The sequence below is a fragment of the Rhizobium sp. IY2 genome, assembly GCF_047532935.1.
GTDB lineage: Bacteria > Pseudomonadota > Alphaproteobacteria > Rhizobiales > Rhizobiaceae > Rhizobium > Rhizobium anhuiense.
Map to the genome: position 1 here is coordinate 257,618 of NZ_JBLKNU010000007.1, position 25,776 is coordinate 283,393.

A 25,776-nucleotide genomic window follows, 5' to 3' on the forward strand; every position below is an offset into this window, starting at 1 on the left:
CTAGCTCGCTATGTCGAGGAGCGACTTGAACATGTCGTCGATGACGTTCAGGATTTTCGTCGCCGCTTTGTAGGATTGTTCGATGTCGAGAAGCAGCGTCAGCTCCTCGTCGAGGTTCACGCCCGCTTCATTGGAATAAGCCTCGTCGGAGCGCGACAGGGCCGCCGAAGTGGTTTCGGAGGCAGTCGTCGCATCGCTGCGATATTGCTCGAGCCAGCCGATGGAGGCGCTGGCATAGTCCGTCAGGCTTTGCGTCGTGGAGAGGCCGGCATCGGAAGAGAAAGAGCGCTGTTCCGTCAATGCCTCGTACAGGGCGTCGAGATTGTCCGAGAAGCCGCTGTCTCCCGACGTATTGAGATCGGTGATGCCGCTGATCGTTCCGTCGCGCAGCTTCGTCGCATCGCCGCCCTCGCTCGTGACGACGGCTGTATTGACCGAGATGGTGGACGCGATCCCGGTGATATCGTCGGTGTCGGACGGCGTTGTCCCGGTTGCGCCCGACGCTGTCGTCCACACGAAAAGTCCGGGTGCGCTCGTGCTGCCGTCGGTTTCGGAGAAGATCTGGACGAGCGATTTGGCGATCTCGTCCAGCTGGGCCTGGAAGGTCGGGGCGACCTCGTCGCGAAGCTGCAGCAATGACTGCAGGCTGCCCGAGGCAGTGGTCGTTGATCCTTCGCCGGCGTCGAGCGCAACCCCGTCTATGTAGACGGAATTGCCCTCCGTTCCCGCGACATAGGTTGCTGTCGAGTTGAATGAGACGGTGCGCGGTACGGTCTCGAACAGCACGGTGCCATCCGAGGTGTAGAGCGCCATGTCGTTATTGCTGCGGACGACGGAATTGACGCCGACGATCGAGGAGATCTGCTTCAAGAGCTTTTCGCGCTCGTCGAGCGCCGAGGATGTATCCGCGCCGGTCGATGTCGCCAGTTTGACTGCGTTGTTTGCCGTCTCGAACTGCGACAGCAGCGTATTCAGCGTCGAGACCTGCGTGGCGATTTCCGCGTCGGCGTCGGTTCTGATCGACTGAACGCCGTCGCTTGCGGTATTCAGCGAATTGGCAAGATCCTGCGCGGCGGTGACGGCCGATTGTGCCGCGGTCGTGCTGCTCGGCGAGGTGCCGAACGTCTGGAGCGCCTGCTGGAATGCCGCGAGATAAGTGCTTGGCGAGGTCTCGTAGTCATTGCCGCCCACCAGCGACTTCAAGCTTTCAAGGCCGGTCAGAAGCGTTTGCTGGGCGCTGTCCTTGGAATTCGTCTGCAGGTACTGAGACAGAAGCGCGGTTTCCTGCGCCCGGCTGATGCTGACGACCTGCGCGCCGGAAAGGGATGTCGTGATCGACGCTTCCCGTCTCACATAGTCGGAGTTTCCTGCATTGGCGATGTTCGTCGAGACGACGCTGCTTTGCTGGCCGGTATTGTTGAAGATGCTTTGTGCGCTGTTTAAGGCGGAGGTGAGCGACATGCCGACGCCCTCCCTATCGTTTCAGATTGACGAGGACATCCATGATATCGGAGCCGGTCTGGAACACCTTCGAATTGGCGGTATAGCTGCGCTGCGCTTCGATCATCTCCGTCAGTTCGCCGGCGAGATCGACGTTCGAGCTTTCGAGAGCGCCGGACTGGATGGAGCCGAGGCCGTTGGTCTGCGGGAAGCCGGTGACCGTCACGCCGGACATTCCGTTGGCGGTGTAGACGTTGCCGCTGAGCAGCGTCAGATTGTCGGGGCTTGCGACCGTCGCGAGAGGAATCTGGTAGAGAGACTTCGTCGTGCCGTTGGCATAGGAGACCGACACCACACCATCGGTGCCGATCGAGACCGCACTGACAGCGCTCGCGGCCTGGCCGTCGGCCGAGCCCGTCGCCGAGAAGTCGGAGGCGAGCTGGGTGAAATCCGAATAGTCCATGGTGATCGTCTGTGCCGTCGTCGGATCGACGATATCCGTGTCGGTCGCCGAGGTGAGCTGTCCGTCGGCGTCGAAGGAGAGCGTCGCGACGCTGACGGCGTCGGAGGAGTAGGGGAAGGACGTGGTGCCGCCGGTGGTTGCGTCGGCATTGCGATAAACCGCGACCTCCCAGGTGCTTCCGGTGACCGCGCCGCTTGAATCCGTCGTCACACCGGTTTTGGTGAAATAGTAGTCGTATTGGACGGTAGCGCCGAGGCTGTCATAGGCAACCAGCGACATTTTCTGCGTGTCGTCGGTGACATCAGACGTGTTGGCGCTCGGCAAAGTCGTCGTATCGGTAACGACGGTCGCTTCGGAGTTCAGGTTGCCGCTGAAATAGGCGCTGCTCGAGGCAACTGCGCTCAATCCCGACTGGGACACGTTGACCGGCACCAGGCCGTCAAAACCGTTGACGACCACCGCCGGCACGCCGGAATCATAGGAATATCCCATCAGCGTGTAGCCGGCGCCGTTGACGAGATTGCCGTCGCTGTCGACAGAGAAGTCGCCGGCCCGGGTGAGCACCGGCGTGCCGTCGGCACCTTGCACGATGAAGAACCCGTCTCCCGAGATCGCCAGGTCGTAATCGGAGGTCGTGTAGGAGATGTCCCCCTGTTCGGAAATCGCCTGGCGCACGGATGTCTGAACGCCACCGGAATTGTAATTGCCCGACGAAGACGGCAGGACCAGCGACGAGAAGGACGTGGAAACGGCCTTGTAGCCGGTGGTGTTGGCATTGGCGATATTGTCGGAAACCGTGCTGAGCCGGTTTGCCTGGGCGCTCATGCCGGAGACGGCGGTTTTCATGCTTCCAAAAATGCTCATGGCTCGATCCTTTAAGGTTTGGGAACATGCCATGTGACGAAAGGCTTCCAGAGCCCGGATGGCGGGCGCACGACATCGCTGGCGCCGTGCAAAAGCCGACACCGGTCGATGATCTGATTGTCTGGACTGACCCCGTGATGGCGATAGGCGCTTCGGCTCATCCGCGCGCTGGTTATCCGTGCGCCTGTGACGGCGCACACTTCAACATTTCCATATTTCGGAAGCGACCCGACTGAAGGCTCTGCCGGCTCAACTGCCGGGTCGCTTTAAAACCGTCTCAGTGCAGATCCTCCAGCGACCGCAATGGCGACGGCTTAACGACCGTCAGCTCGTGGACTGTGCAGACAATGAACCGGTGCCCGACGTGTCGAGCAGACTAAAGAGCTGGCTCGCCTGGCTTTCGGTGACGTCGTCCGGCTTACCCGCCATGAATTCGTCCAGTGTCACGAGCCCGTCTCCATCCGTATCGAGATCGGAGAGCAGGGATGCAAACTGGTCATCGTCATCGTCACTGGACGACGGCGGCGGTCCTTCGGGACGTTCCGACTGCTGAGCGGACATGGCCTCGGTCAGCGTATCGACCGATAGCGAGCCGGCACCTTCGCTGTCGAAGCTGTCGAACAGCGTGCCGGCCTGCTCCTCGCTCACATCGGACGGCCGACCTGCAACGAATTCGGCTTTGCTTACCTGCCCGTCGCCGTCGGTATCGAGATCGGAGAGCAGGGATGCAAGATCGTCATCGTCGGAAGGTGGCGGGGGTGGCGGCCCCTCGGCACGTTCCGACTGCTGGGCGGACATGGCTTCGGTCAGCGCATCGACCGATAGCGAGCCGGCACCTTCGCTGTCGAAGCTGTCGAACAGCGTGCCGGCTTGATCCTCCGACACATCGGACGGCCGGGCTGCGACGAACTCGGCCTTGCTGACGTAGCCGTCGCCGTCGCTGTCCAGCTGCGCAACGTCCATGTCTGCGCCGCCGTCCTGCTGCTCGCTGAAAGCGGACTGATCGGCGAGGCCGTTCATCGTCAGCGACATCAACTGCGACATGAGTTTCTCAGCGCTGTTGGCCGCGTCTTCGCTGAGCTGCTGGGTTGTGGTTGATTTTTTTGCCGAAACCGTATTACAGGATAGGACGTCCTGGGACGCTGACGTCGAACTCTTGCTATAGGAATAGGAAGACATTGACGTTGCGGCGGAAATGGTCGTCATAAGCGCTCCATCGCTAGAGGGTGGGGATGCAACGCATTACAGAACTGATGAGTTCTCTAAATCGAAATTACTAATGCCACAACCGAAAAAATCGTCCCTCAGAAATCGTAGTCTCCTTTCTGCGGGCGTCGGCTTGTGCTTCGATGAGGCGGTCTAGATCATCATGGATGTTGCCGACGATCCCGCAGATGAGCCGCGCAAACGGGGCCGGCCGAAAGTCTCCAGCGATGATGACAAGCGCGTGCATATCGTCGAGATTGCCCGCCGCGTTTTTGTAAAATACGGCTACGCCGGAAGCACGACCGCGGTCGTCGCCACCGAGGCGGGTGTTTCGAAACAGACGCTCTACAAGCTGTTTCAGAGCAAGGAAGAGCTGTTTGCCGCCGTGGTCGGTGCTCATCGGCGCATGATGCTCGACCTGCCACGGCCTCCAGAAGATCTCTCGATCGCCGAGAGCCTTGAACGCATCTTCATGATCGACATGGATGAGGACAAGGATGCCGATCGTGCCGGTTTCCTGCAACTCGTCTTTCGCGAAGCGGGGCAGTTTCCCGAACTCGTCGACATTCTGCAGCGCGAAGGCATGCGTGCCAGCCGGCAGCAGCTTGCCGACTGGCTGAGCGACCGCAGGGCCGAAGGCAGGCTGTCGCTTGATGATCCGACCAGCGGAGCCCGCATGCTGATGGATATGATCTTCGGTGGCATGGGGCCGCCGGAAGGGCGTGCTCAGGCCTGGCCCGACCGGGCGGCACTGCTTGCCCATCTCCGGCGCTGCATTGCAATCTTTGCCGCGGGCGTCGGCGCCGCGTGACCCGATAAAGCCGCGATCCCTCGGCTTTCGACGTCCTGTTGCATTTTCGAAGAATTATAGTACCATGTGGTTCTATTAAATTGATTCGGCCGCATGAATGCGGTCCGTCAGCGCCATGAACGGCGGCAACATCTCAGCAAACATGAAAAGTTTCAACCGTGGCGGCCGGCAGGCTTTCGCGCGCGCATGCTCATGAAAGGGACAGGCGTTGGTTTCCACCTATGTGAGCTACCTCTCGGTCGCCAGAAATCTGAGCGCCAGTCTCTCGAGTGTGGCTTCACAGGCAACGGTTTCCCGCGACAGTGACTACTACAAGGAAAACATCGACAAGGTCACGACGGTCGATGAATTCATGGGCGATTACAAACTCTACTCCTATGCCATGAAGGCATACGGGCTAGAGGACATGACCTATGCCAAGGCCTTCATGAAGAAGGTGCTGGAAAGCGACCTCAGCGATTCATCGAGTTTCGCCAACACTTTGAGCGATAGCCGCTATGCCGAATTCGCCGCCGCCTTCAAATTCGGGGGCGAGACGAAGACGGCGCAGTCAGACGTGCAGCGGGACAATCTGCTCGATGCCTATGAGGAATCCTTCGACACCGAGGCGGACGACATCACGGATGAGACGGATTATTTCGAAGAGAATATCTCGTCGATCACCTCGGTCGATGATTTCCTGTCGAGCTCCAGACTGAAGAACTATGCGCTTACGGCCTTCGGCCTCAGCACCGAATACACGTCCAGCAGCTTCCTGAAGCAGGTTTTGACGAGCGATCTGGATGATGCCGACAGTTTCGTCAACCAGCTCGGCGACGACGTCTATGTCAGCCTGGCAAAGGCCTTCAACTTCAACGAGGATGGCTCGACCGACGGCGATGTGATGTCGGAAGACCAGATCTCGCTGGTGACGAGTGGCTATGCGGTGGCCTCGTCGACGACCGCGTCCACGGAAACCGGGGAGGCCTCCGACACCTATTTCGCTGCTGAAATTGGCAACATCACCTCCGTCGACCAATTGATGAGCGACGACAAGCTGGTCGGCTATCTCAGGATTGCCTACGGTCTTTCCGACGACGAATCCGACAGCTACATTTCGGCGGCCCTGAAAAGCGCCGACATCGCCGAAGCGATCGGCTTGTCCGACCTGCACGAGGCCTTCAATTTCGACGAGGACGGCGCGCTTGCCGATGGCGACACCGCCCAGACCTCGGACCAGACCGCCACGACCACGGCAGCCTTCGATGAAAATTATGAAGTGCTGGTCGCCAATACCAGCACGGAAGACGCCACCGACAACTATACGACGCGCATCGCCAGCGTCACCTCGATCGATGATTTCCTCGTGTCGAATGCCGATGACGACGATGACGACAACGACGATCTCCCCGAACTGTGGGAAATGGCGTTGCGCGCCTATGATATAGACCCCGACAGCGTTTCGAGAAGCGAGGTCCGGAAAATTCTCGAAAGCGATCCCACGGACTCGAAAAGCTATGTCAACAGCCTGAAGGACGACCGGTTCGTAGCCTTTCGCAAAGCATTCAACTTCGACGACAATGGCGACGTCACCGTTCCCTTGCAGGCCATGTCGGAATCCGTCGTCGACGACTACGCCGCCTATTACAAGCAGAACAAGATCCGATACCTTGAAGGCGACGAGCTGACCGAGGCGACCGACGCGGCGAATGACGAGATCACCTATTTTCGCGAGCAGATGGCGACGATCACGACGGCCAGCGAATTCCTGGCCGACGATCGCCTGGTTAGCTTCGCGCTTGAGGCGAAGGGGCTCGATCCGGACGATGTCACGTCGGACGAACTGAAGAAGATGTTCTCTTCCGATCTCGACGACGAAGATAGTTATGTCAACAAGCAGGACGACAATCGTTTCGCCGAACTCGTCGGCTCGTTCAATTTCGATCAGGACGGCAATATTTCCGCCGATCCGACCGGGACCGTGCAGCAGCGCGGCGACGTGCTGGAAACGATCGACTCCTATGTCAGGCTGACGCTCGAAGACGATCAGGGCGACAGCAACACCGGCGTGCGCCTTGCCCTCTATTTCGAACGCAAGGCGCCGGAGATCTCGAACGCCTATGATATTCTGGGCGACAGCGCGCTCTTCGAGTTCTTTACGACGACCTTCAACCTGTCCAGTTACGTCTCGAATATGGACGTCGAGAAGCAAGCCGAGATGGTCAACAATTTCATCGACATGGAGGATCTGTCGGATCCTGACAAAGTCGACGATCTGATCCAACGCTTCACCGCCATGTATGACATGGCCAACGGTACGGGCACCACGTCGTCAGCCCTTTCGATCCTGACCGGCTCGTCGACAATAAGCGCTGACACGCTGCTTGCGGTGGCGCAGTTGAAAAGCAGCTGAGCGGCCCGCAGTGCGCCGTTCCCGGGGAGGCTGCATCGCTGCCCGCGGCAGGGCGGGCCGCCGGCTGTCTTTGCCCCCGGATGCGCCTGATGAATGCAGCGCTGGTTGAAAATAAATTATACTGCACGTCACATTCATAATTAAATCCCCGTTAATGAGCATGAGCGAATATTCGCAAAATGGCTGGATCGACAGCGATGAATCTAGGAGGATTTGCGAGTGAATATTCTTGATCGTGGTGCAAATGCTGTCGCTGTTCTGGCGGCTCTATCGAATTCGCAAGCCATGATCGAGTTTGATTTGTCGGGCAAAATCCTCACCGCAAACGAAAACTTCTGCAGGGCGCTTGGTTACGAGTTGAGGGAGATCGTCCGAAAACATCACAGCATGTTTGTCGAAACTGCCTATGCATCCTCGGCAGAATACAAGGCTTTCTGGACGAAGCTGTCAGCAGGAAAATTCGATCAACGACAGTATAAACGGCTCGGCAAAGGCGGGCGCGAGGTCTGGATCGAAGCGTCCTACAATCCGGTGTTCCGTCGCGGGAAGCCGGTCAAGGTCATCAAGATTGCAACCGATATCACCGCGCAGAAGCTGATATCTGCCGAGCATGCGGGCAAGATCGACGCATTGTCCCGGGCTCAGGCGATCATCGAATTCACGCCGGCCGGCGAAATCCTGACCGCAAACGACAATTTCCTGACCGCTCTTGGTTATTCGCTTGCCGAAATCCAGGGCAAGCATCACTCGATGTTCTGCGAAGGCGACTATTCCAAGTCGGAGGCCTACAAGGAATTCTGGCGGAAACTTGCGGGCGGCCAACTGGTTGCCGACGAATTCATGCGTGTGGGCAAGGGCGGACGGAAGGTTTACATCCAGGCTTCCTATAATCCGATCTTCGACCTGAACGGCAAAGTGTTCAAAGTCGTGAAGTTCGCAACCGATGTCACTGCGCGTGTCGAGAATGTCGAACAGCTCGCCCGTTGCCTGACGAATTTTGCAGATGGCGACCTGTCGCAGACGATCCAGAAGCCTTTCATTCCTTCGCTGGAACGGCTGCGCACCGACTTCAACAGCGCTTCGGAAAAGTTGAAGGACGCGATGGCAACGGTGGCCGAAAATGCCAAGGCGATCTCGGCCGGTTCCAACGAAATCCGCACCGCCGCCGACGACCTGGCAAAGCGTACCGAGCAGCAAGCGGCATCCGTCGAAGAGACGGCGGCCGCCCTTGAGGAAATCACGACGACGGTCAAGGATTCGAGCCGCCGCGCCGAGGAGGCCGGTCAACTCGTCTCCCGCACCAAAGACCATGCGGAACATTCCGGCCAGGTGGTTCGTGATGCGATCGGAGCGATGGACCAGATCGAAACCTCGTCGCGCGAAATTTCCAATATCATCGGCGTCATCGATGAGATTGCCTTCCAGACGAACCTCTTGGCGCTCAATGCCGGCGTAGAGGCGGCACGGGCAGGGGAGGCCGGCAAGGGTTTTGCGGTCGTTGCTCAGGAGGTCCGGGAGTTGGCGCAGCGGTCGGCGAAAGCTGCAAAGGAGATAAAGAGCCTGATTACAGCCTCCGGTTCTCACGTCGCAAAGGGCGTCGCCCTCGTCACGAATGCCGGATCCGCGCTTCAGGAAATCGCCAGTCAGGTTCACGACATCAACACCAATGTCACGGCGATCGTGGAGGCGGCGCGCGAGCAATCGACGGCGCTCGGCGAGATCAACCAGGCCATCAACACCGTCGACCAGGGAACGCAGCAGAATGCCGCGATGGTCGAGGAACAGACGGCTGCGAGCCATGGCCTCGCACGCGAGGCCGCCGCACTTTTCAAGCTTCTTGAACAGTTCCGTTTCGACGATGCTCCGAGATCGAGACTTTCATCCACGCAGGCGGATCGTCATGTGCCCGCACCGACGGCTTTGAAAGTTGTTCGTACCTCGCCCGCCGCGTCCGTCCAGCGCGGGTCGGCGGCCGCCGCGCTGAAGTCTGATTGGGAAGAATTCTGATCAACCCAGAAAATTGCTGTCGGCGGCAAGTTCGTCCGCTTCCATGATCCATGAAGGGTCTCACTCCGCGTCACGCAGCACTGCGAGGAGTAAGGTCGCATGTCCCTTACCGAAGATGAAAGATTGAACCTTCTCCACGAGGCAAGCATTCTCGATACACCGCCGACGACAGAGTTCGACGCTATCGTCCGTCTGGCCTGCAATATATTCAACATGCCGATGGCATTGGTTTCGTTCGTCGACGAGCAGCGGCAGTGGTTCAAGGCCCAGCAAGGCTTCACTTTGAAAGAGACGTCACGCGAGCATTCCTTTTGCGGACATGTTGTGGAAACAGGGTTGCCGCTCGTCGTTGAAGATGCCGGGAAAGATTCCCGCTTTTGGGAAAACACATTCGTGAACGAGTGTTCCGTCCAATTCTACGCGGGCGTTCCGCTTTTGGAAGGGGAGACCTGCTACGGCAGTTTTTGTGTCCTCGATACGAAGACCCGCCGTTTCGGCGATCGGGATATCGAACAGCTCCGTAACTTGGCAAGCGTCATCGTGGGCCTGATTCGGGAGCATCGTCAGCAAAGCCAGCTGAAAGAGCAGCAACGTGAACTGGAGTTGAAGCAGGCTCGGTTCGAACAGACCGAGCGCTCTGCCAAAGTCGGTGGCTTTGAGATGGATCTCAACACCGGTACGATCATCTGGTCGGACCAGATTTATCGCACTGTCGGATTGCCGGTCGGTAAACGAATGACCTCGGAGGAGGTGATCGGCTGCTATGCTCCGGAAGAGCGCGACGGCGTCAGTCGCAGGATTCGCGGTCTCCTGAATGGCTCGGAGATCGGCGTTGACAAAGAGTATCGCATCATAACGCCAGAAGGCGAAGAACGATGGATTCGCGTGGTCAGCGATATCGAACACCTGCACGGTGAGCCAAAACGTTTGTTCGGCATCGTTCAGGATGTTTCCGAAAAAGTGCGCTACGAGCAACGCTTGCTGCAGGCGGCAAATGCCGATCCCCTGACCGGGCTTGCCAACCGGGCGGCATACAATGCTCACATGGCGAGGCTCACAGCGACGGATGCCGCCTCCATTGGTTTGCTGCTGGTCGACGTCGATCGCCTGAAGCAGGTGAACGATATCCTGGGCCATGCGACCGGTGACCTGCTGCTGAAAGGCGTGGCATCTCGTCTGGACGAGCGCTTGGGAAAGCGCGGAAAGGTCTTTCGCCTCGGCGGCGACGAATTCTCGGTTGTTCTGGACGCACCCGCAAACGCGCGGGTAATGCGTTCACTCGCGCGACACCTGATTGAATATATCGGCCGCCCTCTGGAGGTCGCGGGATCAACGATAAATCCCACGATAACCGTGGGAGGCGCGATTTCGGAAGGTGAAATGGATGCGGCGACGCTTTCGCAAAACGCAGACTTCGCCCTGTATCACGCCAAGGAAACACGGCGTGGAAGCTACGTTCAATATGAGCCCAGCCTGCGTTCGAGGATAGCCCATCGCATTCAGATCGTCCGAGAGGTGGAGTTGGCGCTTACCGAGCATCGAATGGTGCCGCATTATCAGCCAATCGTGAGCTGCGCCGACGGTCAGGTATGGGCGTTTGAAGCGCTGGTGAGAATGCAACGTCCCGATGGATCAGTCGTATCGGCGGCGCAATTTCATGAAGCCTTCACGGACTCGAGTGTTTCCCATCACATTACGACATGCATGCTCGATCATGTCGCGACCGATATCTGCAAATGGATGGACCGGGGGCTGAGTTTCGGACGGGTTGGCATCAATGTCAGCGCCTCTGATTTCATGAGGGGTGACCTGGAAAGCCGCATCGTTGGTGCGTTCGCGTCGAGAGGCATTCCGCTCGATAAGCTCGTGCTCGAAGTGACGGAAACCGTCTTCCTGCAGGGCTTGGAAGACACTGTTGCAACAACGCTGCAACGTTTGCGGAAAAGAGGCTTGGCCGTGGCGCTCGATGATTTCGGGACGGGCTATGCATCGCTGACACATTTGCGGAGCCTGCCCGTCGATATCATCAAAATCGACAAGAGCTTCATCGACACCATGCTCGTGGATGAATCGAGCCTCGCAATCGTAGAACTGGTGCTCAACCTGGCGCGGAAGCTCGACATGAAGGTCACGGCGGAGGGCGTCGAAAGCCATCGGCAGGCGATGTGCTTGCTGGAAATGGGCTGCACCACCCTCCAGGGCTATTTGTTTAACAAGCCGATGGACCGCGAACACGTGGGCAGCTACCTATCTGCATCAAAACCACATTGTACGGAGAATTCAGGAGAATCGCGGACGGGTCTGCTGCTCTTCGGATAGTCATCAAGATGGCGTGTCGAAGGTGGTGCGGGGCCTTCCCCGCGCTCCTTTGCGCCATCGGGACGGGCCTGCGTCCACATCAGCAGATCAGCGTGCTTCGAGCTTGTCCAGGTTGGTATGGATGATCTTCAGCGCCGATTTCAGCCAGGCCACCTCCGCCTCGCTGAACGTCTCGACGCCGACCGCCTCGAATTCTGCTGCGAGCGGCATCAATTTCTGCACCAGCGCATCGCCCGAGGGGGTCAGCGCAATCGAAACCGTGCGGCCGTCGTCGGGCCGGGTGCGCGACACCAGTTCTTTCTTCTTCATCACAGTGACCAGGCGCGACAGGGTGGAGAGCTCGACCGTAACCATGGGGCTCAGATCTGTCAGCCTTTGCGGTCCCTCCTGCTTCAGGATCGCAAGGACGCGGTACATGGGCAAGGTAACGTCAAAATCGTGCAGCCGCTCCGAAAAAAGCTCCCCCATGCGCACGCCGACGCGATTGAGAAGGTAGGGAAAGGATCCGGTAAATCGATAGGACATTTTCGCTCACAACTATTGCATCCGCACTGAATAGCCTTAGGCGAGAGCATGTGCAATCAAAAGTCGCGTTCGTCAGGACAAATGAAAGCCGGCCTCATCGAGGCCGGCCATGGTCGCGGGCGTGCTTGCCTTAGCTAGTCAGTGCACGACGACGTCTCCCTTTTCGGTCGTGCCATGGAGGAAGGTGAGGGCCGTCAAAGCGCAGCCGACCACGGCCGCTATGGCGAAGATGTAGAAGTTCCACTCCGGTGCGAGCCCCCGCTGCAGCACTGCGCCGCCGATCAGCGGCCCGGCCATGCCACCAAGGCGGCCGACCGCGAGCGAAAATCCGAGCCCGGTTCCGCGGATCTGGACTGGATAGAAGCGGCCAACCAGAACATTCGAGAGGATCTGGGTGCCGATCGTTCCAGCGCCGGCAAGAGCGACAAGCGCGTACATGAAAACACCCTGCTTCAGTGTGAGCATGTAGATCGCCCCAGCGCCGATGGCGAACAGCACGGCGACAGTCATCTTCACATGGCCCCTATCGGCAATCCGGCCGGCAATGACGATACCGATGGCGGCGCCGACATTGAGCATGATTGCAAACAGCAGCGCCGAACTGATGTCGTAGCCCATTTTGTTCATGATGGTCGGCAGCCAGTTCACCATGCCGAAAGTCAGCAACAGAGAGCAGAAGTGAATCGCCCAGGCATTCAGCGTCAGCGCAAGCCGCCCTTCCGCAAACAGCGCCCGTACGCCCTGTTTTTCCGAAGTTGTCGGCTGGTGCGGAACCCGTTCCAGGCCAAAGCTGTCGCAAACCGCGTCGGCCTCGGCGCGGCGGCCCTTGGCGGCGAGCCAGTCGGGCGATTCGGGCAGTGATTTGATCAGGAACGGCAGTGCCAGCAAAGGCGCGCCGCCAATGATCATCAGGGGGCGCCAGCCGTAATGCTCAAGAAGAAGCATGCCGAGAATGCCGGAAAGGATGCCGCCCAGCAGATAGCCCATGAAGGACAGGGAGTTGGCCAGCGCCTTCCGTTTGGCGGGCGAAAATTCGAGAATGAGCGCGGTTACGGTCGGCAGAAGTGCGCCGAGCCCGAGCCCGCTCAGGAAACGCGTGGCTGCGAAGACCGGGAAGTTCGGAGCAAGCCCGCTGGCGATCATCATGAAGGAAAAACTGGCGAGGCTGCCGAGAACGACTTTTTTCCGGCCGATGCGATCGGCGAGCGTCCCGGCGATTGCCGCACCCAGCAGCATGCCGAACAGGGTCAAGGCGGCGGCACGGCCGACGAGGGATGGATCCAGCGCCCATTCCGCCTGTTTGAGTAGCGCTGGTGCGATTACCCCATAGACGACCAGGTCATAGCCGTCGAACAATATCATGAAGCCGCACATGGCAATGACACTTGCCGTCGTTTTGGTCTGCGCCACCATGGCGCTCATTTCCTGCGAAGACATGGCTCCTCCTCCGTGATCTCGCTTTGAAAAAGGCTTCAGCTGTCCTGGAGCCTAGAAAATCAAAGATTACCTCCGTCGTCATCGGGCTTCTGAACGGCGCGCTAGGCACGCTGCCCGATAATCCTCTCCCACCCGACGCGTAAGACAATAGAATATTGCAAATGCAAATATTGCAATAGAAAATATGGTGCGATCAAAATTATCTTCGGCAGGCGGTGGGAACGCATCTGCAGGTTATCCAATCGCAGCTCTCGTCATCACGAACGGAAAATTATTTGCGTTGACAATAATTGCAAATGCAAATAAATGATGGAAATCGGAATGGGAGAGAGATCATGCAGATTTTATCCGATGGAGTGGTCGGCGCGAATTTTCGTGCCGCAATGCGCAAATTTCCAGCGACAGTGACCGTGATCACGGCGGTGAAGGACGGTGTCGACCATGGCATGACGGTCACGGCGGTCACCTCCGTTTCCATGGATCCGCCCTCGCTTGTGGTCTGTCTCAACAACAGGACCCTGCTGCACGAAATGCTGCTTTGTCAGCCGGATTTCGCGGTGAATGTCCTCAGTCACGCGCAGCGGCCGCTGTCTGAGGCATTCGCCGGCAAAGTCGAGCCGCATGCGCGCTTCGGACTGGCGAACTGGCGGCGGCACGAAGCCGGAATGCAGCTCCTCGACGGCGCCAACGCCAATGTCGTCTGCCGCCGCATGGCTGCCGTGCCCTATGGCACTCACACACTTTTCATCGGGCAGGTCGTTCACGCGACCGTCGACCCCAACACCATACCGCTCATCTACGAGGACGCCCGCTACTGCGTCTCGCAGCCGGCGGCTTGATCCCGCCAAGGAGGAGAATATGAAGCTTGAGATCATCGAAGGCGGTGCCGATAATATCGCACGCCCCATTCGCGGCGCTGTACTGAAGGACCGCATCCTGCCGCTCCTGCCGGCCTTCAAGGACCGTGCGCAGGCAACCGAAAAGGCACGCCGGGTACCGGCGGAAAACATCGCAGCTCTTCGCGCTGCCGGTTATTTCGATGCGGTCAAGCCGGCCGCTTATGGTGGCGCGCCCGGGCCTTTCGCCGATCTCGTCGACGCCAATCTCGAACTGGCCTCGGCCTGTGCCTCGACCGGCTGGGTCGCGGGTCTTCTTGCAGCCCATCAATGGCTGCTCGCAATGTTTCCGAAGGCCGCGCAGGATGACGTCTGGGGCAAAAATCCGGATGCGCTTCTCTGCGGCTCCTATGCGCCCGCCTCCTTGGCCGAGGCCACCGAAGACGGTTATCGGCTGAACGGCCGCTGGGCTTTTGCCAGCGGCTGCGAGAATGCCGACTGGTCGCTCTGCGCCGCCGTCCTGCCCGCTGAAGGTGCCAGCAAGCCGGTTCCGGCCTTCCTGCTGGTGCCTGCGACGCAGTATGAAATCGAAGACACATGGGATGTCGCGGGACTGGCGGGCACCGGCTCCAAGACCCTCATTCTCGCCAATGTCGTTGTGCCGAAGCATCGCGTGCTCACTTTCCCGGAGGCCACCAGCGGCCGGACGCCGGGCGCCGGCCTCTATGCCGACAAGGGCCTTTTCAACATGCCGCTTCTCACCGGCATTCCGTCCTGCCTCGCTTCCGCCGCTGTCGGCGCCGCGAAAGGCGCGTTGGAAAGCTATGTCGCATCAACAGGTAGCCGTGTGACCCGGGGGGCGGTCGCGGGCGGCAACAGCCGCATGGCAGAATTTGCGACAATCCAGCTCAGGGTGGCGGATGCCGCTGCCAGCGTCGACGCAGCCCGCGAGATCCTGCTCCGGGATGTGGCGCGCGCCGAGGAGCTGGCGGGTTCAGGACGAGAATTCACCATCGAGGACAGATTGCTCAGCCGGCGCGGCCAGTCCTTTGCCGTCACCCTGGCGCTCCGGGCCGTCGAAGCCCTGAACGCTTCCACCGGCGGACTTGGCCTCAACATGGACAATCCGGTTCAGCGCGCCTGGCGCGACGCCAACGCCGTCGGCCGTCATATCAGCATGAACTGGGACGCCGTCGGCACGATGGTCGGCCAGCACATGCTCGGCCTCGAGCCCAAGGGTCAATATTAAAACGAGAAAGTTGGAGGAGAAACATGCAAGGCAAGATCGCGCTCGAAGAGCATTTCGCCATTCCCGAGACGCTGATGGATTCGGCGGGTTTCGTCCCGGGAGACTACTGGACAGAGCTTCAGTCCCGATTGCTCGACATTCAGGACAAACGACTGAAGCTGATGGATGCGCACGGGATCGAGACCATGATCCTGTCGCTCAACGCACCGGCCGTCCAGGCAATCGCCGAAACCGGACGGGCCATAGATATTGCCCGCCGCGCCAACGATGCGCTGGCCGAAGAATGCGCCAAACGTCCCGACCGCTTTCGCGCCTTTGCGGCCCTGCCGCTCCAGGATCCCGAGGCCGCCGCACGGGAGCTGGAACGGTGCGTGAAGGACATGGGCTTCGTCGGAGCCCTGGTCAACGGCTTCAGCCAGCGCGCCGATACCAATGCGCTGCTCTATTACGACCTGCCGCAATATCGCGCCTTCTGGGCGACGGTCGCCGCGCTCGATGTGCCCTTCTATCTGCACCCGCGCAATCCGCTGGCTGAGGACAGCCGCATCTATGAGGGCCACCCCTGGCTGATGGGGCCGACCTGGGCCTTCGCCCAGGAGACGGCGGTCCACGCGTTGCGCCTCATGGGATCGGGACTTTTCGACGAACACCCGAACCTCCGTATCATCCTCGGCCATATGGGCGAAGGTCTGCCCTACATGATGTGGCGCATCGACAATCGTAACGCCTGGGTCAAGGTGCCGCCGAAATATCCGGCCAAACGCCGCATCGCCGACTATTTCAACGAGAATTTCTACATCACGACTTCAGGCAATTTCCGCACCCAGACGCTGATCGATGCCATGCTGGAAATCGGCGCCGACCGGATCCTGTTTTCGACCGATTGGCCGTTCGAGAATATCGATCATGCCGCCGATTGGTTCGACACCACGACGATTGCGGAGGCGGACAGGGTGAAAATCGGCCGGACAAATGCCAAACTGCTCTTCGGCATTTGATGGAGGGTGAGATGGCTGCGACGAAGTACCCGCTTTTCACCGAAGAAAACTCGGTCGAGGCCGTCAATGCGCGCATGGGCGGGGATATCGATCCCCGCCTGCGTGAGATCATGTCGGTTCTCGTGCGGCATCTCCATGCTGCAGTGAAAGAGATCGAGCCGACTCATGAGGAATGGCTGACGGCGATCGACTTTCTCACCAGAACTGGCCAGATGTGCAATGAATGGCGGCAGGAATACATTCTGCTCTCAGATGTGCTGGGTGTTTCGATGCTGGTCGATGCGATCAACCATCGCCGGCCTTCCGGCGCGACGGAAAACACCATTCTCGGTCCGTTCTACGTGCCGGAAGCACCGCGTTATGCACGGGGAGCGAATATCTGCCTCGACGGCAAGGGCGAGCCGCTCGTGGTCGGCGGCTTCGTCAGGGATACCGCTGGCAATCCGATCGAGCACGCATTGATCGACGTCTGGCAGACCAATGACGACGGCTTCTATGACGTCCAGCAAAAGGGCACGCAGCCGGACTGGAACCTGCGTGGTGTCTTCACGACGGACGGCGAGGGCAGCTATCGGTTCCGCTCCGTCAAGCCGCGCTATTATCCCATCCCCGACGACGGGCCGGTGGGCAAGCTTCTGGGCCGCCTGGGCCGGCATCCGAACCGCGCGGCGCATATCCATTTCATCGTCAGCGCCGAGGGGTATGATCCCGTTGTCACCCATATCTTCCCCCCTGATTGCCAATATCTGGATCAGGATGCGGTGTTCGGAGTGAAGGAGAGTCTCATCGCCGATTTCCGGACGCAGCAGGAGGACGCCGTGGGCGAGGACGAGGGCCTCAAGGCGCCTTATTGGCAGGTGGACTGGGATTTCGTGCTGACAAAAAGGGCTGAGATCTGAGATGGAGGACTTCGTCTATACCGGATTGGCAACGCGCGTGATTTTCGGCACCGGCACGCTCAAACAGCTTGCCGATGAGGCCAAGCGGCTCGGCATGTCCCGGCCGCTGGTCCTCTCCACGCCGCATCAGGTGAGCGAAGCGGAAAGAGTGGCGGGCCTGATCGGACCCCAGGCCGCGGTCTTTTCCGGCGCCGTCATGCATACTCCCGTCGAGGTGACGATGGAGGCGATGAAGGTCGCTGCGGAAGCCGGCGCCGACGGCGTGATCGCGATTGGCGGCGGCTCGACCACCGGTCTTTCCAAAGCGATCGCGCTTCGCACGGATTTGCCGCAGCTCATCGTGCCCACGACCTATGCAGGGTCGGAAATGACACCCATTCTCGGACAGACCGAAAATGGCAGCAAGACAACGCTTCGGGACAATCGCGTGCTGCCGGAAACGGTGATCTATGATGTCTCGCTGACATTGGGGCTGCCAGTGGGTCTATCTGCGGTCAGCGGCCTCAACGCGATCGCGCATGCGGTTGAAGCGCTCTATGCTCGCGACCGCAATCCGGTGACCGATCTGATGGCAGAGGACGGGATCCGCGCCCTGGCGCGGGCATTGCCGCGTATCGGCCGCGATGGCCTGGATGTGGAGGCCCGCTCGGATGCTCTCTACGGCGCATGGCTCTGCGGCATCAGCCTGGGTTGCGTCGGCATGGCGCTCCATCACAAGCTTTGCCACACGCTGGGCGGCATGTTCGACCTGCCGCATGCCGAAACCCACAGCGTGATCCTGCCTTACGTGATGCGGTATAATATGCAGGCCGCTCCCGATGCGGCCCAGAAGGTCGCGCGGGCACTCCGAGCGGACAATGCCGCAACCGGGCTTCGCAACCTCGCACAGGAGATCGGGGCACCCCTGTCACTTGCGCAGATCGGAATGCCGGCCGAAGGCATAGGGACGGCGGCCATCGAGGCAACTTCCAATCCCTATTGGAACCCGGCGCCCGTCACCGAACCGGCCATTCGCGCGCTGTTGACGGACGCATTCGACGGCGTTTGGCCCGACTGACTGTTTTCGGGCTGCGCGATAGCTGTCGATCCTCAAATGTGGAGCGTCAAAGGACCGAAATCATGCCGCCATGGCAACACGGCGGCATCAGAGCGACATCAAAGACCGGCGGCGCTGGTTGGCCGCCAGCAAGTTAGTCCTCCGCCGGACCGTAGAGCCCGAGTTGGTCGAGCAGCGCCCGCTGCCGGTCGGCGCTTTCGACGAGCAGGACGGTGTAGCGATCGATGAGCCGGCTGCGATGGCAGGGATCCGAAACGGCCGAGAGCCCGCCCAGGATCGCCGCGACCTTCATCGAGGTCTGCTGCAACTCGTTGAGGATCTCCGTCTTGCCGCCGGCCTCCGCGACTGCCTGCTTCGTTACCCGGCCGATGCCTGCCGGCGTGCGGCTGCCGGCCGACACGTAACCCTCCGGCAGGTCGCCCTTGAGATTGGTGACCGATTTGAAGCGGATGACGTCGAAGATCTGGTCGACCGCCTGCTTGGCGCCGTTCACCCGTGAGGGATGGTCGGTGTCGGCGGCGGCGTGCGGCAGCAGTTCCAGCTTGCCCTTATGGCGCTCTTCGAGTGGCAGGTAAGGAAGTATCGGCCCGCTGAGCTTGCCGGTCGCGGCGTCCTTGAAGAGGTCGGCGTCGATCGCCGCATGAGCAATCTTGCCCGACGACAGGGCCTCGTCGAGCGCGGCGACATCGACGACCTCGCCCCGATCGTAGTTGACCAGCACCGCGCCATCCTTCATAGCGCCGAGCACCTTCGCATCGACAGTGCCGGCGTTGGAATAGACGCCGGTTGACCCGTCCAGGCGGCCGAGACCGATATGGACGGAGAGTATGTCGGCGCCGCTCGCCGCTTCAACCGGAGTCTTGGCGTAGTCGAAGCCTTCCGCCTCAATCCAGCGCTGGTGATGCTGGCGGGCGTAGATCGCCACCTTCATGCCGAAAGCCTTGGCGAGCTTGGCGACTTCGCGGCCGATATTGCCATAGCCGAGAATGGCGATTTTCCGGCCTTCGAGCTTGGCGGTCGGAAAATCCTTGAGCTGGCGGCCTGTATCGAAGTCGCCCCCGGCGACCATCCGATGCAGCCTGTCGACCGGCAGATCGGGCACGACCTTCAGGATCGCCTTGATCGCCATCTGAGCGGTCGCCCGGCTGTTGATGCCCGGCGTATTCATCAGCGGCGCGTTGCCGCCCTCGCCATTGCCGCCACCCCAGGAGGCCGAGCCCATATTGCCGGTGCCTGCACCGATGCGCACGCCGCCGAGCGGAAATACGGAGGCTTTTGGGATGAAGGTCGCGGCTGCGATCAGCGCGTCGTACTGGCCCCTGTCGGTTTGCGGCAGGATCTCTGCCTCCGTGCTCAGGTTTGGCTGATAGAAGAAATGGACGCGGCCCTTCTCGAGCGTCGATCGGTCGCCCAGCGCCCCGAGGTGGAAGACGCCACCCTTTTCCTCGATATATGCCTTGATCTCGCTGTGATCCGGCTGCCCCCCGGCGTCGAAGCGCAGGCCGACCAGGTCGGCGATCAGCACGGTATAGGCGCGCGCCGGATCCTCCTTGCGGGCCGCTGCACCAGCGCCGGCAGGCGCCTCGAACGTGACGCCCTCCTTCGCCAATTCCTCTTCGAGAACGACGATCTTGGCGCGCAGATAGGCGTATTGCAGATTCTCCAGCAGTGCGACGACATCTTCCGGCTCGCGGATGCCGCCAACCCAGGCGCGGTAGTCGCCGGGTGTACCCGGGAAAGCATTGACGTAGCGGGCCGCGTCGAGGCCGGGCTCGTATTCGCCGTTCGGATGGGTCATGCCCTCATAGCCGAGCAGTTGTTTCGATCGCGCGATGATGCGGGCATGGATGTCGGCATCGGCGATGCCGTCATCCTCGACCTTCAGAAGCGTCACCGCCGCGCCGCGGCGCTCGGCATCGGTGACGGTTAGCGACAGAAGCGGATGCGACTTGACCCAGTCGTCGATCACGTTGCGATTGGCGGCAGAGCGGCGATTGAGCTCGACGACGGAGCCGACCCGGGCCTCCGACTGCAACAGGCCGAAGGTGGTCTCGGCAAAAGCGAGCGCGCTGTAGGTGTTGATGACGCCGCCGAGCATGCGGTCTTCGGCAGCATCGTAGAACGGCCCTGCATCGACGGAGCGCTTCGCCGAAAACGGCCGCCTCGGATCGATCGGCGGTGCGATCTTCAACTGGCGTGGGATCGCCCAGGCCGGATCCTGCTGGTTCTTCTCGATCAATGCCAAAGCATGCGGCGTGAAGGAGGCGACGAAATAGCCGGAAACCCCGCCGATCGCCTTCTGGAAGGGCATGAACAGGCAGCACTTCGCCATGACGGCGCTGACCAGTTCGGGCTCCCACGGCATGGCGCCGAGCATCGAGGTGGCATCGAACACCGCATGGCGATTTGCCGGATCGCCGTCGAGCCAGTTCAAAAGTTCGCGGATCTCACGGCTGGTATAGGCATTGGCGCCGGTCGTTTCGTGACCGACGCCGACGAAGATCGAAACGCCTAGGGCTGACAGCTCCGCTGCCGTCGGGATCACGCCTTCGGAGGCGGCAAAATGAATGCGGCTCTCGCAGCCCTTTTCGGCGAAGCGCTGCATCTCGATCAACTGCGTGGCCCAAGACTGGCGGAAGAAACCGGCGGCCCTGGAGGGATCGCTCTCTGGCCGCGGCGTATCGACATAGACATGCTGGGTCGCGTCGTTGGCGTTCATCAGATGCTGGATGCAGACCGTATAGCCGCTGTGGCCGCCGCCGAGTCCCACTGCCATGCGGTTCGTCTTCGGAAAGCCGAAATAGCGATGGATCGCCCGCATCATGTCGGTCAGGATTTTGTCTGCGGGATAGCCGCGATGCATGCTCCGGGAAATCTCGGCGGTCGTAAAGCCGCCGATGTCGTTACCCCTGTCATCGAACTTGCGATAGGTCTTCTCGATCCACGCGTCGAAGGCCGCGCTCCGAAGACGGCTGTCCACTTCGTCGGTGGTCGCATCCGTGATCGGACCGACGCCGAAGAACGGGTTGGAAGGCCGCTTCGGTGCGCCCGATCCGGTCAATTCGAGCGCCTTCAGTCGCTGTTCCTGCATCTGCGCGATATTCATCATTGTTTGCCTATCTGTGCTTGAGGCGGGGCATGGTGCCGATAATGAAGCGAACGCCTGGGAAAGATGATGGCATATGCGTCGAACAGCAGGCGGAATGCGTCATCCATACGCCTGCGTGACGTAATGCGACGAATAAGGGCGAGGGCATGGTCGGTAACCCCGCAAATCACATTCGAAGCTGATTTGAAGATGACCATGGACTGGGCTTTGGGTGACTATGGCTCACGCATTCATGAACCAGATTGATAACCGTATGCAACGGAAAGGGCCTAATCAAAGGACGGAGTTGCACTACCTCTGCTGACGGCGTCGACCCGCGCCTATGTCCAACGAGCAAGGTGGAACAGTTCATGCCAAGCCAGACACAACTGGAACTTTCCCGTCGAGATTTGCTTATCTCGTCGGCCGCAACGGTCGCGGTCACCGGAGCCGTCACTCCCGCGGCGGCACAGTCCCCAGGAAATGAAATGGCGCATACATCGAAAGTTTCCTTCACGGTCAACGGCGAAAGACGTGATCTTGAGGTCGACAACAGAACTTCGCTGCTCGATGCGCTGCGCGAGCACCTGCATCTCACAGGCACGAAAAAGGGATGCGATCACGGTCAATGCGGCGCCTGCACCGTCATGGTCGACGGCCACCGGATCAACTCCTGTCTGACGTTGGCGGTCATGCACGAAGGCGATCGGATCACTACCATCGAAGGTCTCGGCCAACCCGGAAATCTTCATCCGATGCAGGTTGCGTTCGTGAAGCATGACGGGTTTCAGTGCGGCTACTGCACGCCAGGACAGATCTGTTCCTCCGTGGCGGTGCTCGAGGAGATCAAGGCCAACATACCAAGCCACGTCACCGGCGACCTTACGGCACAGGCGGTCGTCACTCCCGTCGAGATCCGCGAACGCATGAGCGGCAATATCTGTCGATGCGGCGCCTACTCCAACATTCTCGATGCCATTTCGGAAGTCGCGGGGATAAAAGCATGAGAGCCTTCACCTATGAACGCGCCTCGTCGGTCGAGGCCGCGGCCAAGGCGGTCGCCTCCAATGCCGAAACAAAATTCATCGCCGGCGGCACCAACCTCCTCGACCTGATGAAGCTCGAGATCGAGACACCGACGCATCTGATCGACATCAACGGTCTCGGCCTCGACAGGATCGAATCCACCCCTGAGGGCGGGCTGCGCATCGGAGCCTTGGTCCGCAACACCGACCTTGCCGCCCATGAGACCGTTCGCCGTGACTATGGCTTGCTCTCCAGGGCGCTCGTTGCGGGCGCCTCCGGGCAGTTGCGCAACAAGGCGACGACGGCCGGCAACCTCCTGCAGCGCACGCGCTGTCCCTATTTTTATGACCCGAACCAGCCGTGCAACAAGCGGCAGCCGGGCAGCGGCTGTTCCGCTATCGGCGGTTTCAGCCGTCAGCATGCGGTGGTCGGCGTGAGCGAGAGCTGTATCGCCACGCATCCGAGCGACATGGCCATCGCGATGCGGGCGCTCGATGCCGTCATCGAGACGGTAAAGGCGGACGGCAGCCGCCGCTCGGTACCTATTGCCGACTTTCATCGGCTGCCCGGCGACACGCCTGATATCGAGACTGTTCTCGAGCGTGGCGAATTCATCACCGCGGTCCTGCTGCCGCCGCCGATCGGCGGCAAGCACATCTATCGCAAGGTCCGCGACCGCGCCTCCTATGCCTTCGCGCTGGTCTCGGTCGGCGCCGTTATCCAGTCGGACGGCACAGGACGCATCGCCGTCGGTGGCGTCGCTCACAAGCCGTGGCGCATCGAGGCAGCTGAAGCTGAATTGCCGAAAGGTGCGCGGGCGGCGGCGGGCGTTCTTCTTGCCGATGCCCATCCTACAGAACAGAACCGTTTCAAGGTCGACCTGGTCGAGCGCACGCTCGGCGCGGTCATCGCCGAAGCAAGGGGGTGAGCCATGCAGTTCGACACACCAGCGACAACCAACCCGATCGACAATCTGAAGGTCGTCGGCCAGCCGATCCACCGCATCGACGGTCAGCTCAAGACGACCGGCCGGGCGATGTACGCCTATGAGTGGCATGACCCGAACATGCGCTACGCCTATGGCTATCCCGTCGGCTCCGCCATCGCCAAGGGCCGCATCACGTCGATGGATGTCTCCGCCGCCAAGAGGTCTCCCGGGGTGCTTGCTGTCGTGACGACGCTCGACATCGGCGAGCGGAAGAAGGGCAAGTTCAACACCGCCAAGCTTTTCGGCGGCGACGAGGTTCAGCACTATCACCAGGCAATCGCGGTCGTCGTCGCCGAAACCTTCGAACAGGCGCGCGCCGCAGCCGCGCTGGTCAAGGTCGACTATGCCGAGGAAAAGGGTGTATTCGACCTCGGTGAGGCAAAGGTCTCAGCGGTCAAGCCGGATGAATCGCAGCAGCCCGATACCGCGACCGGCGATTTCGAGACTGCCTTCAGCGCAGCTCCCGTCACTCTGGACGAGACTTACACCACGCCCGACCAATCGCATGCGATGATGGAGCCGCATGCATCGATCGCCGCCTGGAACGGCGATGAGGTGACGGTCTGGACATCAAGCCAGATGATCGATTGGTGGCGGTCCGATCTTGCAACGACACTCGACATCGACAAGGAGAAGATCCACCTGATGTCGCCCTTCATCGGCGGCGGCTTCGGTGGCAAGCTGTTTCTGCGGGCGGATGCCGTGCTTGCCGTTGTCGGCGCGCGTGCGATTGGACGCCCCGTCAAGGTTGCCTTGCCGCGCCCGTTCATGATGAACAACACGACCCACCGGCCGGCGACGATCCAGCGAATTCGCATTGGAACCGAGCGTGACGGCAAGATAACCGCCATTGCCCACGAAAGCTGGTCCGGGGACCTTCCCGGCGGAGGCCTGGAGACCGCCGTCAACCAGACCCGTCTTCTCTACGCCGGCGCGAACCGGATGACGGCGATGCGGCTGGCGACGCTTCACCTCCCCGAGGGCAACGCCATGCGCGCTCCCGGCGAGGCGCCGGGACTGATGGCGCTCGAAATCGCCATCGACGAGATTGCCGAAAAAGTTGGTATGGATCCTGTTCAGTTCCGGATCGTCAACGACACGCAGATCGATCCCGAGAAACCGCAGCGGCCTTTTTCCCAGCGCAATCTCATCGGCTGTCTCAGGCTCGGTGCGGAGCGGTTTGGTTGGAGTGAACGGGGAAGGCCGGGTTCCAAACGGGACGGCAACTGGCTGGTCGGCATGGGTGTTGCCGCTGCCTTCCGCAACAACCTCGTGCTTCCCTCCGGCGCTCGGGTAAAGCTCGACCGGGAAGGCGTCGTGACGGTTGAAACCGACATGACCGACATCGGGACGGGCAGCTATACGATCATCGCGCAGACGGCCGCCGAAATGATGGGGGTTACGATCGACAAGGTCGCTGTCCAATTGGGCGACTCGCGTTTTCCTGTTTCGGCGGGCTCCGGCGGACAGTTCGGCGCCAATTCTTCCACCTCGGGCGTCTACGCAGCCTGTGTCAAGCTGCGTGAGGCCGTCGCCAAAAAGCTCGGCTTCAACTCAGGAGACATCGTCTTCGAGAATGGAGAGGTCCGCTCGGGCGATCGTTCAGTGCCTCTTGCCGAGGCCACCGGTCCAGATGGTCTTGTCGGCGAGGACACGATCACATGGGGCGATCTCACCGACACGCATCAGCAATCGACGTTCGGAGCGCATTTCGTGGAGGTTGGCGTCGACATCGCCACCGGTGAAAGCCGCATTCGCAGGATGCTCGCAGTCTGCGCGGCGGGCCGCATCCTCAACCCGATCACCGCCCGCAGCCAGGTCATCGGCGCAATGACGATGGGGGCCGGCGGAGCGCTCTCCGAGGAACTCGTGGTCGATACCCGTCGCGGCTTCTTCGTCAACCACGATCTCGCCAGCTACGAAGTGGCGGTGCATGCCGATATTCCGCACCAGGAGGTGATCTTCATGGACGAGACCGATCCGATGTCGTCGCCGATGAAAGCCAAGGGCGTCGGCGAGCTTGGCCTTTGCGGCGTCGCGGCAGCGATCGCCAACGCCGTCTACAACGCGACCGGCGTGAGGGTCCGGCATTATCCGCTCACGCTCGACAAGCTGATCGGCGGCCTGCCGGACGTGGCCTGATGATTTCGACGGCGGTCTCGAAGTGGGCT

At 60.5% G+C, this 25,776-nt stretch carries 18 protein-coding genes; 12 read left to right on the forward strand and 6 right to left on the reverse strand.

Annotated features, from left to right (window positions below):
• From flgK to ACMUVN_RS22050, 3 genes are all read right to left on the reverse strand, one after another.
• Positions 1-1,461 carry a flagellar hook-associated protein FlgK gene (gene flgK / locus ACMUVN_RS22040; RefSeq protein WP_132575449.1) on the reverse strand — a complete coding sequence of 487 codons (1,461 nt, stop codon included), beginning with the start codon at positions 1,459-1,461 and terminating at the stop codon, positions 1-3.
• Positions 1,462-1,474: 13 nt separating this feature from the next.
• Positions 1,475-2,767 (reverse strand): flagellar hook protein FlgE, encoded by a 1,293-nt coding sequence (locus ACMUVN_RS22045; protein WP_047619723.1) that lies wholly within the window; start codon positions 2,765-2,767, stop codon positions 1,475-1,477.
• Between the two features lie 324 nt (positions 2,768-3,091).
• Positions 3,092-3,973: an EF-hand domain-containing protein gene (locus tag ACMUVN_RS22050; RefSeq protein ID WP_132575447.1), complete on the reverse strand. Its 882-nt coding sequence runs from the start codon at positions 3,971-3,973 to the stop codon at positions 3,092-3,094.
• A 163-nt stretch (positions 3,974-4,136) separates the two neighbouring features.
• Here ACMUVN_RS22050 and ACMUVN_RS22055 point away from each other — a divergent pair, with 163 nt between their 5' ends.
• From ACMUVN_RS22055 to ACMUVN_RS22070, 4 genes are all read left to right on the forward strand, one after another.
• Positions 4,137-4,784, forward strand: a complete 648-nt coding sequence (locus ACMUVN_RS22055; RefSeq protein ID WP_063473686.1) for a TetR/AcrR family transcriptional regulator — start codon at positions 4,137-4,139, stop codon at positions 4,782-4,784.
• Between the two features lie 208 nt (positions 4,785-4,992).
• A complete protein-coding gene (locus ACMUVN_RS22060; protein ID WP_132575445.1) occupies positions 4,993-7,176 on the forward strand; it encodes a DUF1217 domain-containing protein in 2,184 nt (727 codons plus the stop codon).
• Positions 7,177-7,395: 219 nt separating this feature from the next.
• Complete coding sequence (locus ACMUVN_RS22065) at positions 7,396-9,183, forward strand: PAS domain-containing methyl-accepting chemotaxis protein (RefSeq protein WP_132575443.1); 1,788 nt, start codon at positions 7,396-7,398, stop codon at positions 9,181-9,183.
• A 99-nt stretch (positions 9,184-9,282) separates the two neighbouring features.
• Positions 9,283-11,502, forward strand: a complete 2,220-nt coding sequence (locus ACMUVN_RS22070) for an EAL domain-containing protein (RefSeq protein ID WP_063473683.1) — start codon at positions 9,283-9,285, stop codon at positions 11,500-11,502.
• Positions 11,503-11,589: 87 nt separating this feature from the next.
• Here the strand turns inward: ACMUVN_RS22070 and ACMUVN_RS22075 are convergent, their stop codons facing one another.
• Both ACMUVN_RS22075 and ACMUVN_RS22080 read right to left on the reverse strand, forming a co-directional pair.
• Positions 11,590-12,027, reverse strand: coding sequence for a MarR family winged helix-turn-helix transcriptional regulator (locus ACMUVN_RS22075; RefSeq protein WP_047619733.1), 438 nt, complete (start codon positions 12,025-12,027; stop codon positions 11,590-11,592).
• 138 nt (positions 12,028-12,165) lie between these two features.
• Entirely contained in the window at positions 12,166-13,464 is a 1,299-nt protein-coding gene (locus tag ACMUVN_RS22080) for an MFS transporter (RefSeq protein ID WP_047619734.1), read from the reverse strand.
• A gap of 335 nt (positions 13,465-13,799) precedes the next feature.
• Here ACMUVN_RS22080 and ACMUVN_RS22085 point away from each other — a divergent pair, with 335 nt between their 5' ends.
• From ACMUVN_RS22085 to ACMUVN_RS22105, 5 genes are read left to right on the forward strand one after another with little or no spacing between them, the layout of a single operon-like run.
• Entirely contained in the window at positions 13,800-14,303 is a 504-nt protein-coding gene (locus ACMUVN_RS22085; protein ID WP_047619736.1) for a flavin reductase family protein, read from the forward strand.
• A gap of 19 nt (positions 14,304-14,322) precedes the next feature.
• On the forward strand, positions 14,323-15,549 hold the full coding sequence (locus tag ACMUVN_RS22090; protein ID WP_052213517.1) for an acyl-CoA dehydrogenase family protein: 1,227 nt from the start codon (positions 14,323-14,325) through the stop codon (positions 15,547-15,549).
• A 23-nt stretch (positions 15,550-15,572) separates the two neighbouring features.
• Positions 15,573-16,547, forward strand: a complete 975-nt coding sequence (gene tsdA, locus ACMUVN_RS22095; protein WP_132575441.1) for a gamma-resorcylate decarboxylase — start codon at positions 15,573-15,575, stop codon at positions 16,545-16,547.
• A gap of 11 nt (positions 16,548-16,558) precedes the next feature.
• On the forward strand, positions 16,559-17,446 hold the full coding sequence (locus ACMUVN_RS22100) for an intradiol ring-cleavage dioxygenase (protein ID WP_047619783.1): 888 nt from the start codon (positions 16,559-16,561) through the stop codon (positions 17,444-17,446).
• Between the two features lies 1 nt (position 17,447).
• A complete protein-coding gene (locus tag ACMUVN_RS22105; RefSeq protein WP_048338505.1) occupies positions 17,448-18,503 on the forward strand; it encodes a maleylacetate reductase in 1,056 nt (351 codons plus the stop codon).
• Positions 18,504-18,636: 133 nt separating this feature from the next.
• Here the strand turns inward: ACMUVN_RS22105 and ACMUVN_RS22110 are convergent, their stop codons facing one another.
• Positions 18,637-21,612: an NAD(P)-dependent oxidoreductase gene (locus tag ACMUVN_RS22110; protein WP_132575439.1), complete on the reverse strand. Its 2,976-nt coding sequence runs from the start codon at positions 21,610-21,612 to the stop codon at positions 18,637-18,639.
• Between the two features lie 338 nt (positions 21,613-21,950).
• Between ACMUVN_RS22110 and paoA the strand changes: the two genes are divergently transcribed.
• From paoA to paoC, 3 genes are read left to right on the forward strand one after another with little or no spacing between them, the layout of a single operon-like run.
• A complete protein-coding gene (gene paoA / locus ACMUVN_RS22115; RefSeq protein WP_088930320.1) occupies positions 21,951-22,598 on the forward strand; it encodes an aldehyde dehydrogenase iron-sulfur subunit PaoA in 648 nt (215 codons plus the stop codon).
• The gene (locus ACMUVN_RS22120; protein WP_063473679.1) at positions 22,595-23,545 is read left to right on the forward strand and encodes an FAD binding domain-containing protein; all 951 of its coding nucleotides are present in this window, start codon (positions 22,595-22,597) and stop codon (positions 23,543-23,545) included. The genes paoA and ACMUVN_RS22120 overlap by 4 nt, the downstream gene beginning before the upstream one ends.
• Before the next feature lie 3 nt (positions 23,546-23,548).
• Positions 23,549-25,747: an aldehyde oxidoreductase molybdenum-binding subunit PaoC gene (paoC, locus tag ACMUVN_RS22125; RefSeq protein WP_063473678.1), complete on the forward strand. Its 2,199-nt coding sequence runs from the start codon at positions 23,549-23,551 to the stop codon at positions 25,745-25,747.
• The last annotated feature ends 29 nt before the right edge of the window (positions 25,748-25,776 follow it).

Coding starts and splice junctions, on each gene's coding strand:
- flgK (WP_132575449.1), bottom strand. CDS start 1,461: ATGTCGCTCACCTCCGCCTTAAACAGCGCACAAAGCATCTTCAACAAT.
- ACMUVN_RS22045 (WP_047619723.1), bottom strand. CDS start 2,767: ATGAGCATTTTTGGAAGCATGAAAACCGCCGTCTCCGGCATGAGCGCC.
- ACMUVN_RS22050 (WP_132575447.1), bottom strand. CDS start 3,973: ATGACGACCATTTCCGCCGCAACGTCAATGTCTTCCTATTCCTATAGC.
- ACMUVN_RS22055 (WP_063473686.1), top strand. CDS start 4,137: ATGGATGTTGCCGACGATCCCGCAGATGAGCCGCGCAAACGGGGCCGG.
- ACMUVN_RS22070 (WP_063473683.1), top strand. CDS start 9,283: ATGTCCCTTACCGAAGATGAAAGATTGAACCTTCTCCACGAGGCAAGC.
- ACMUVN_RS22075 (WP_047619733.1), bottom strand. CDS start 12,027: ATGTCCTATCGATTTACCGGATCCTTTCCCTACCTTCTCAATCGCGTC.
- ACMUVN_RS22080 (WP_047619734.1), bottom strand. CDS start 13,464: ATGTCTTCGCAGGAAATGAGCGCCATGGTGGCGCAGACCAAAACGACG.
- ACMUVN_RS22085 (WP_047619736.1), top strand. CDS start 13,800: ATGCAGATTTTATCCGATGGAGTGGTCGGCGCGAATTTTCGTGCCGCA.
- ACMUVN_RS22090 (WP_052213517.1), top strand. CDS start 14,323: ATGAAGCTTGAGATCATCGAAGGCGGTGCCGATAATATCGCACGCCCC.
- tsdA (WP_132575441.1), top strand. CDS start 15,573: ATGCAAGGCAAGATCGCGCTCGAAGAGCATTTCGCCATTCCCGAGACG.
- ACMUVN_RS22100 (WP_047619783.1), top strand. CDS start 16,559: ATGGCTGCGACGAAGTACCCGCTTTTCACCGAAGAAAACTCGGTCGAG.
- ACMUVN_RS22105 (WP_048338505.1), top strand. CDS start 17,448: ATGGAGGACTTCGTCTATACCGGATTGGCAACGCGCGTGATTTTCGGC.
- ACMUVN_RS22110 (WP_132575439.1), bottom strand. CDS start 21,612: ATGATGAATATCGCGCAGATGCAGGAACAGCGACTGAAGGCGCTCGAA.
- ACMUVN_RS22120 (WP_063473679.1), top strand. CDS start 22,595: ATGAGAGCCTTCACCTATGAACGCGCCTCGTCGGTCGAGGCCGCGGCC.
- paoC (WP_063473678.1), top strand. CDS start 23,549: ATGCAGTTCGACACACCAGCGACAACCAACCCGATCGACAATCTGAAG.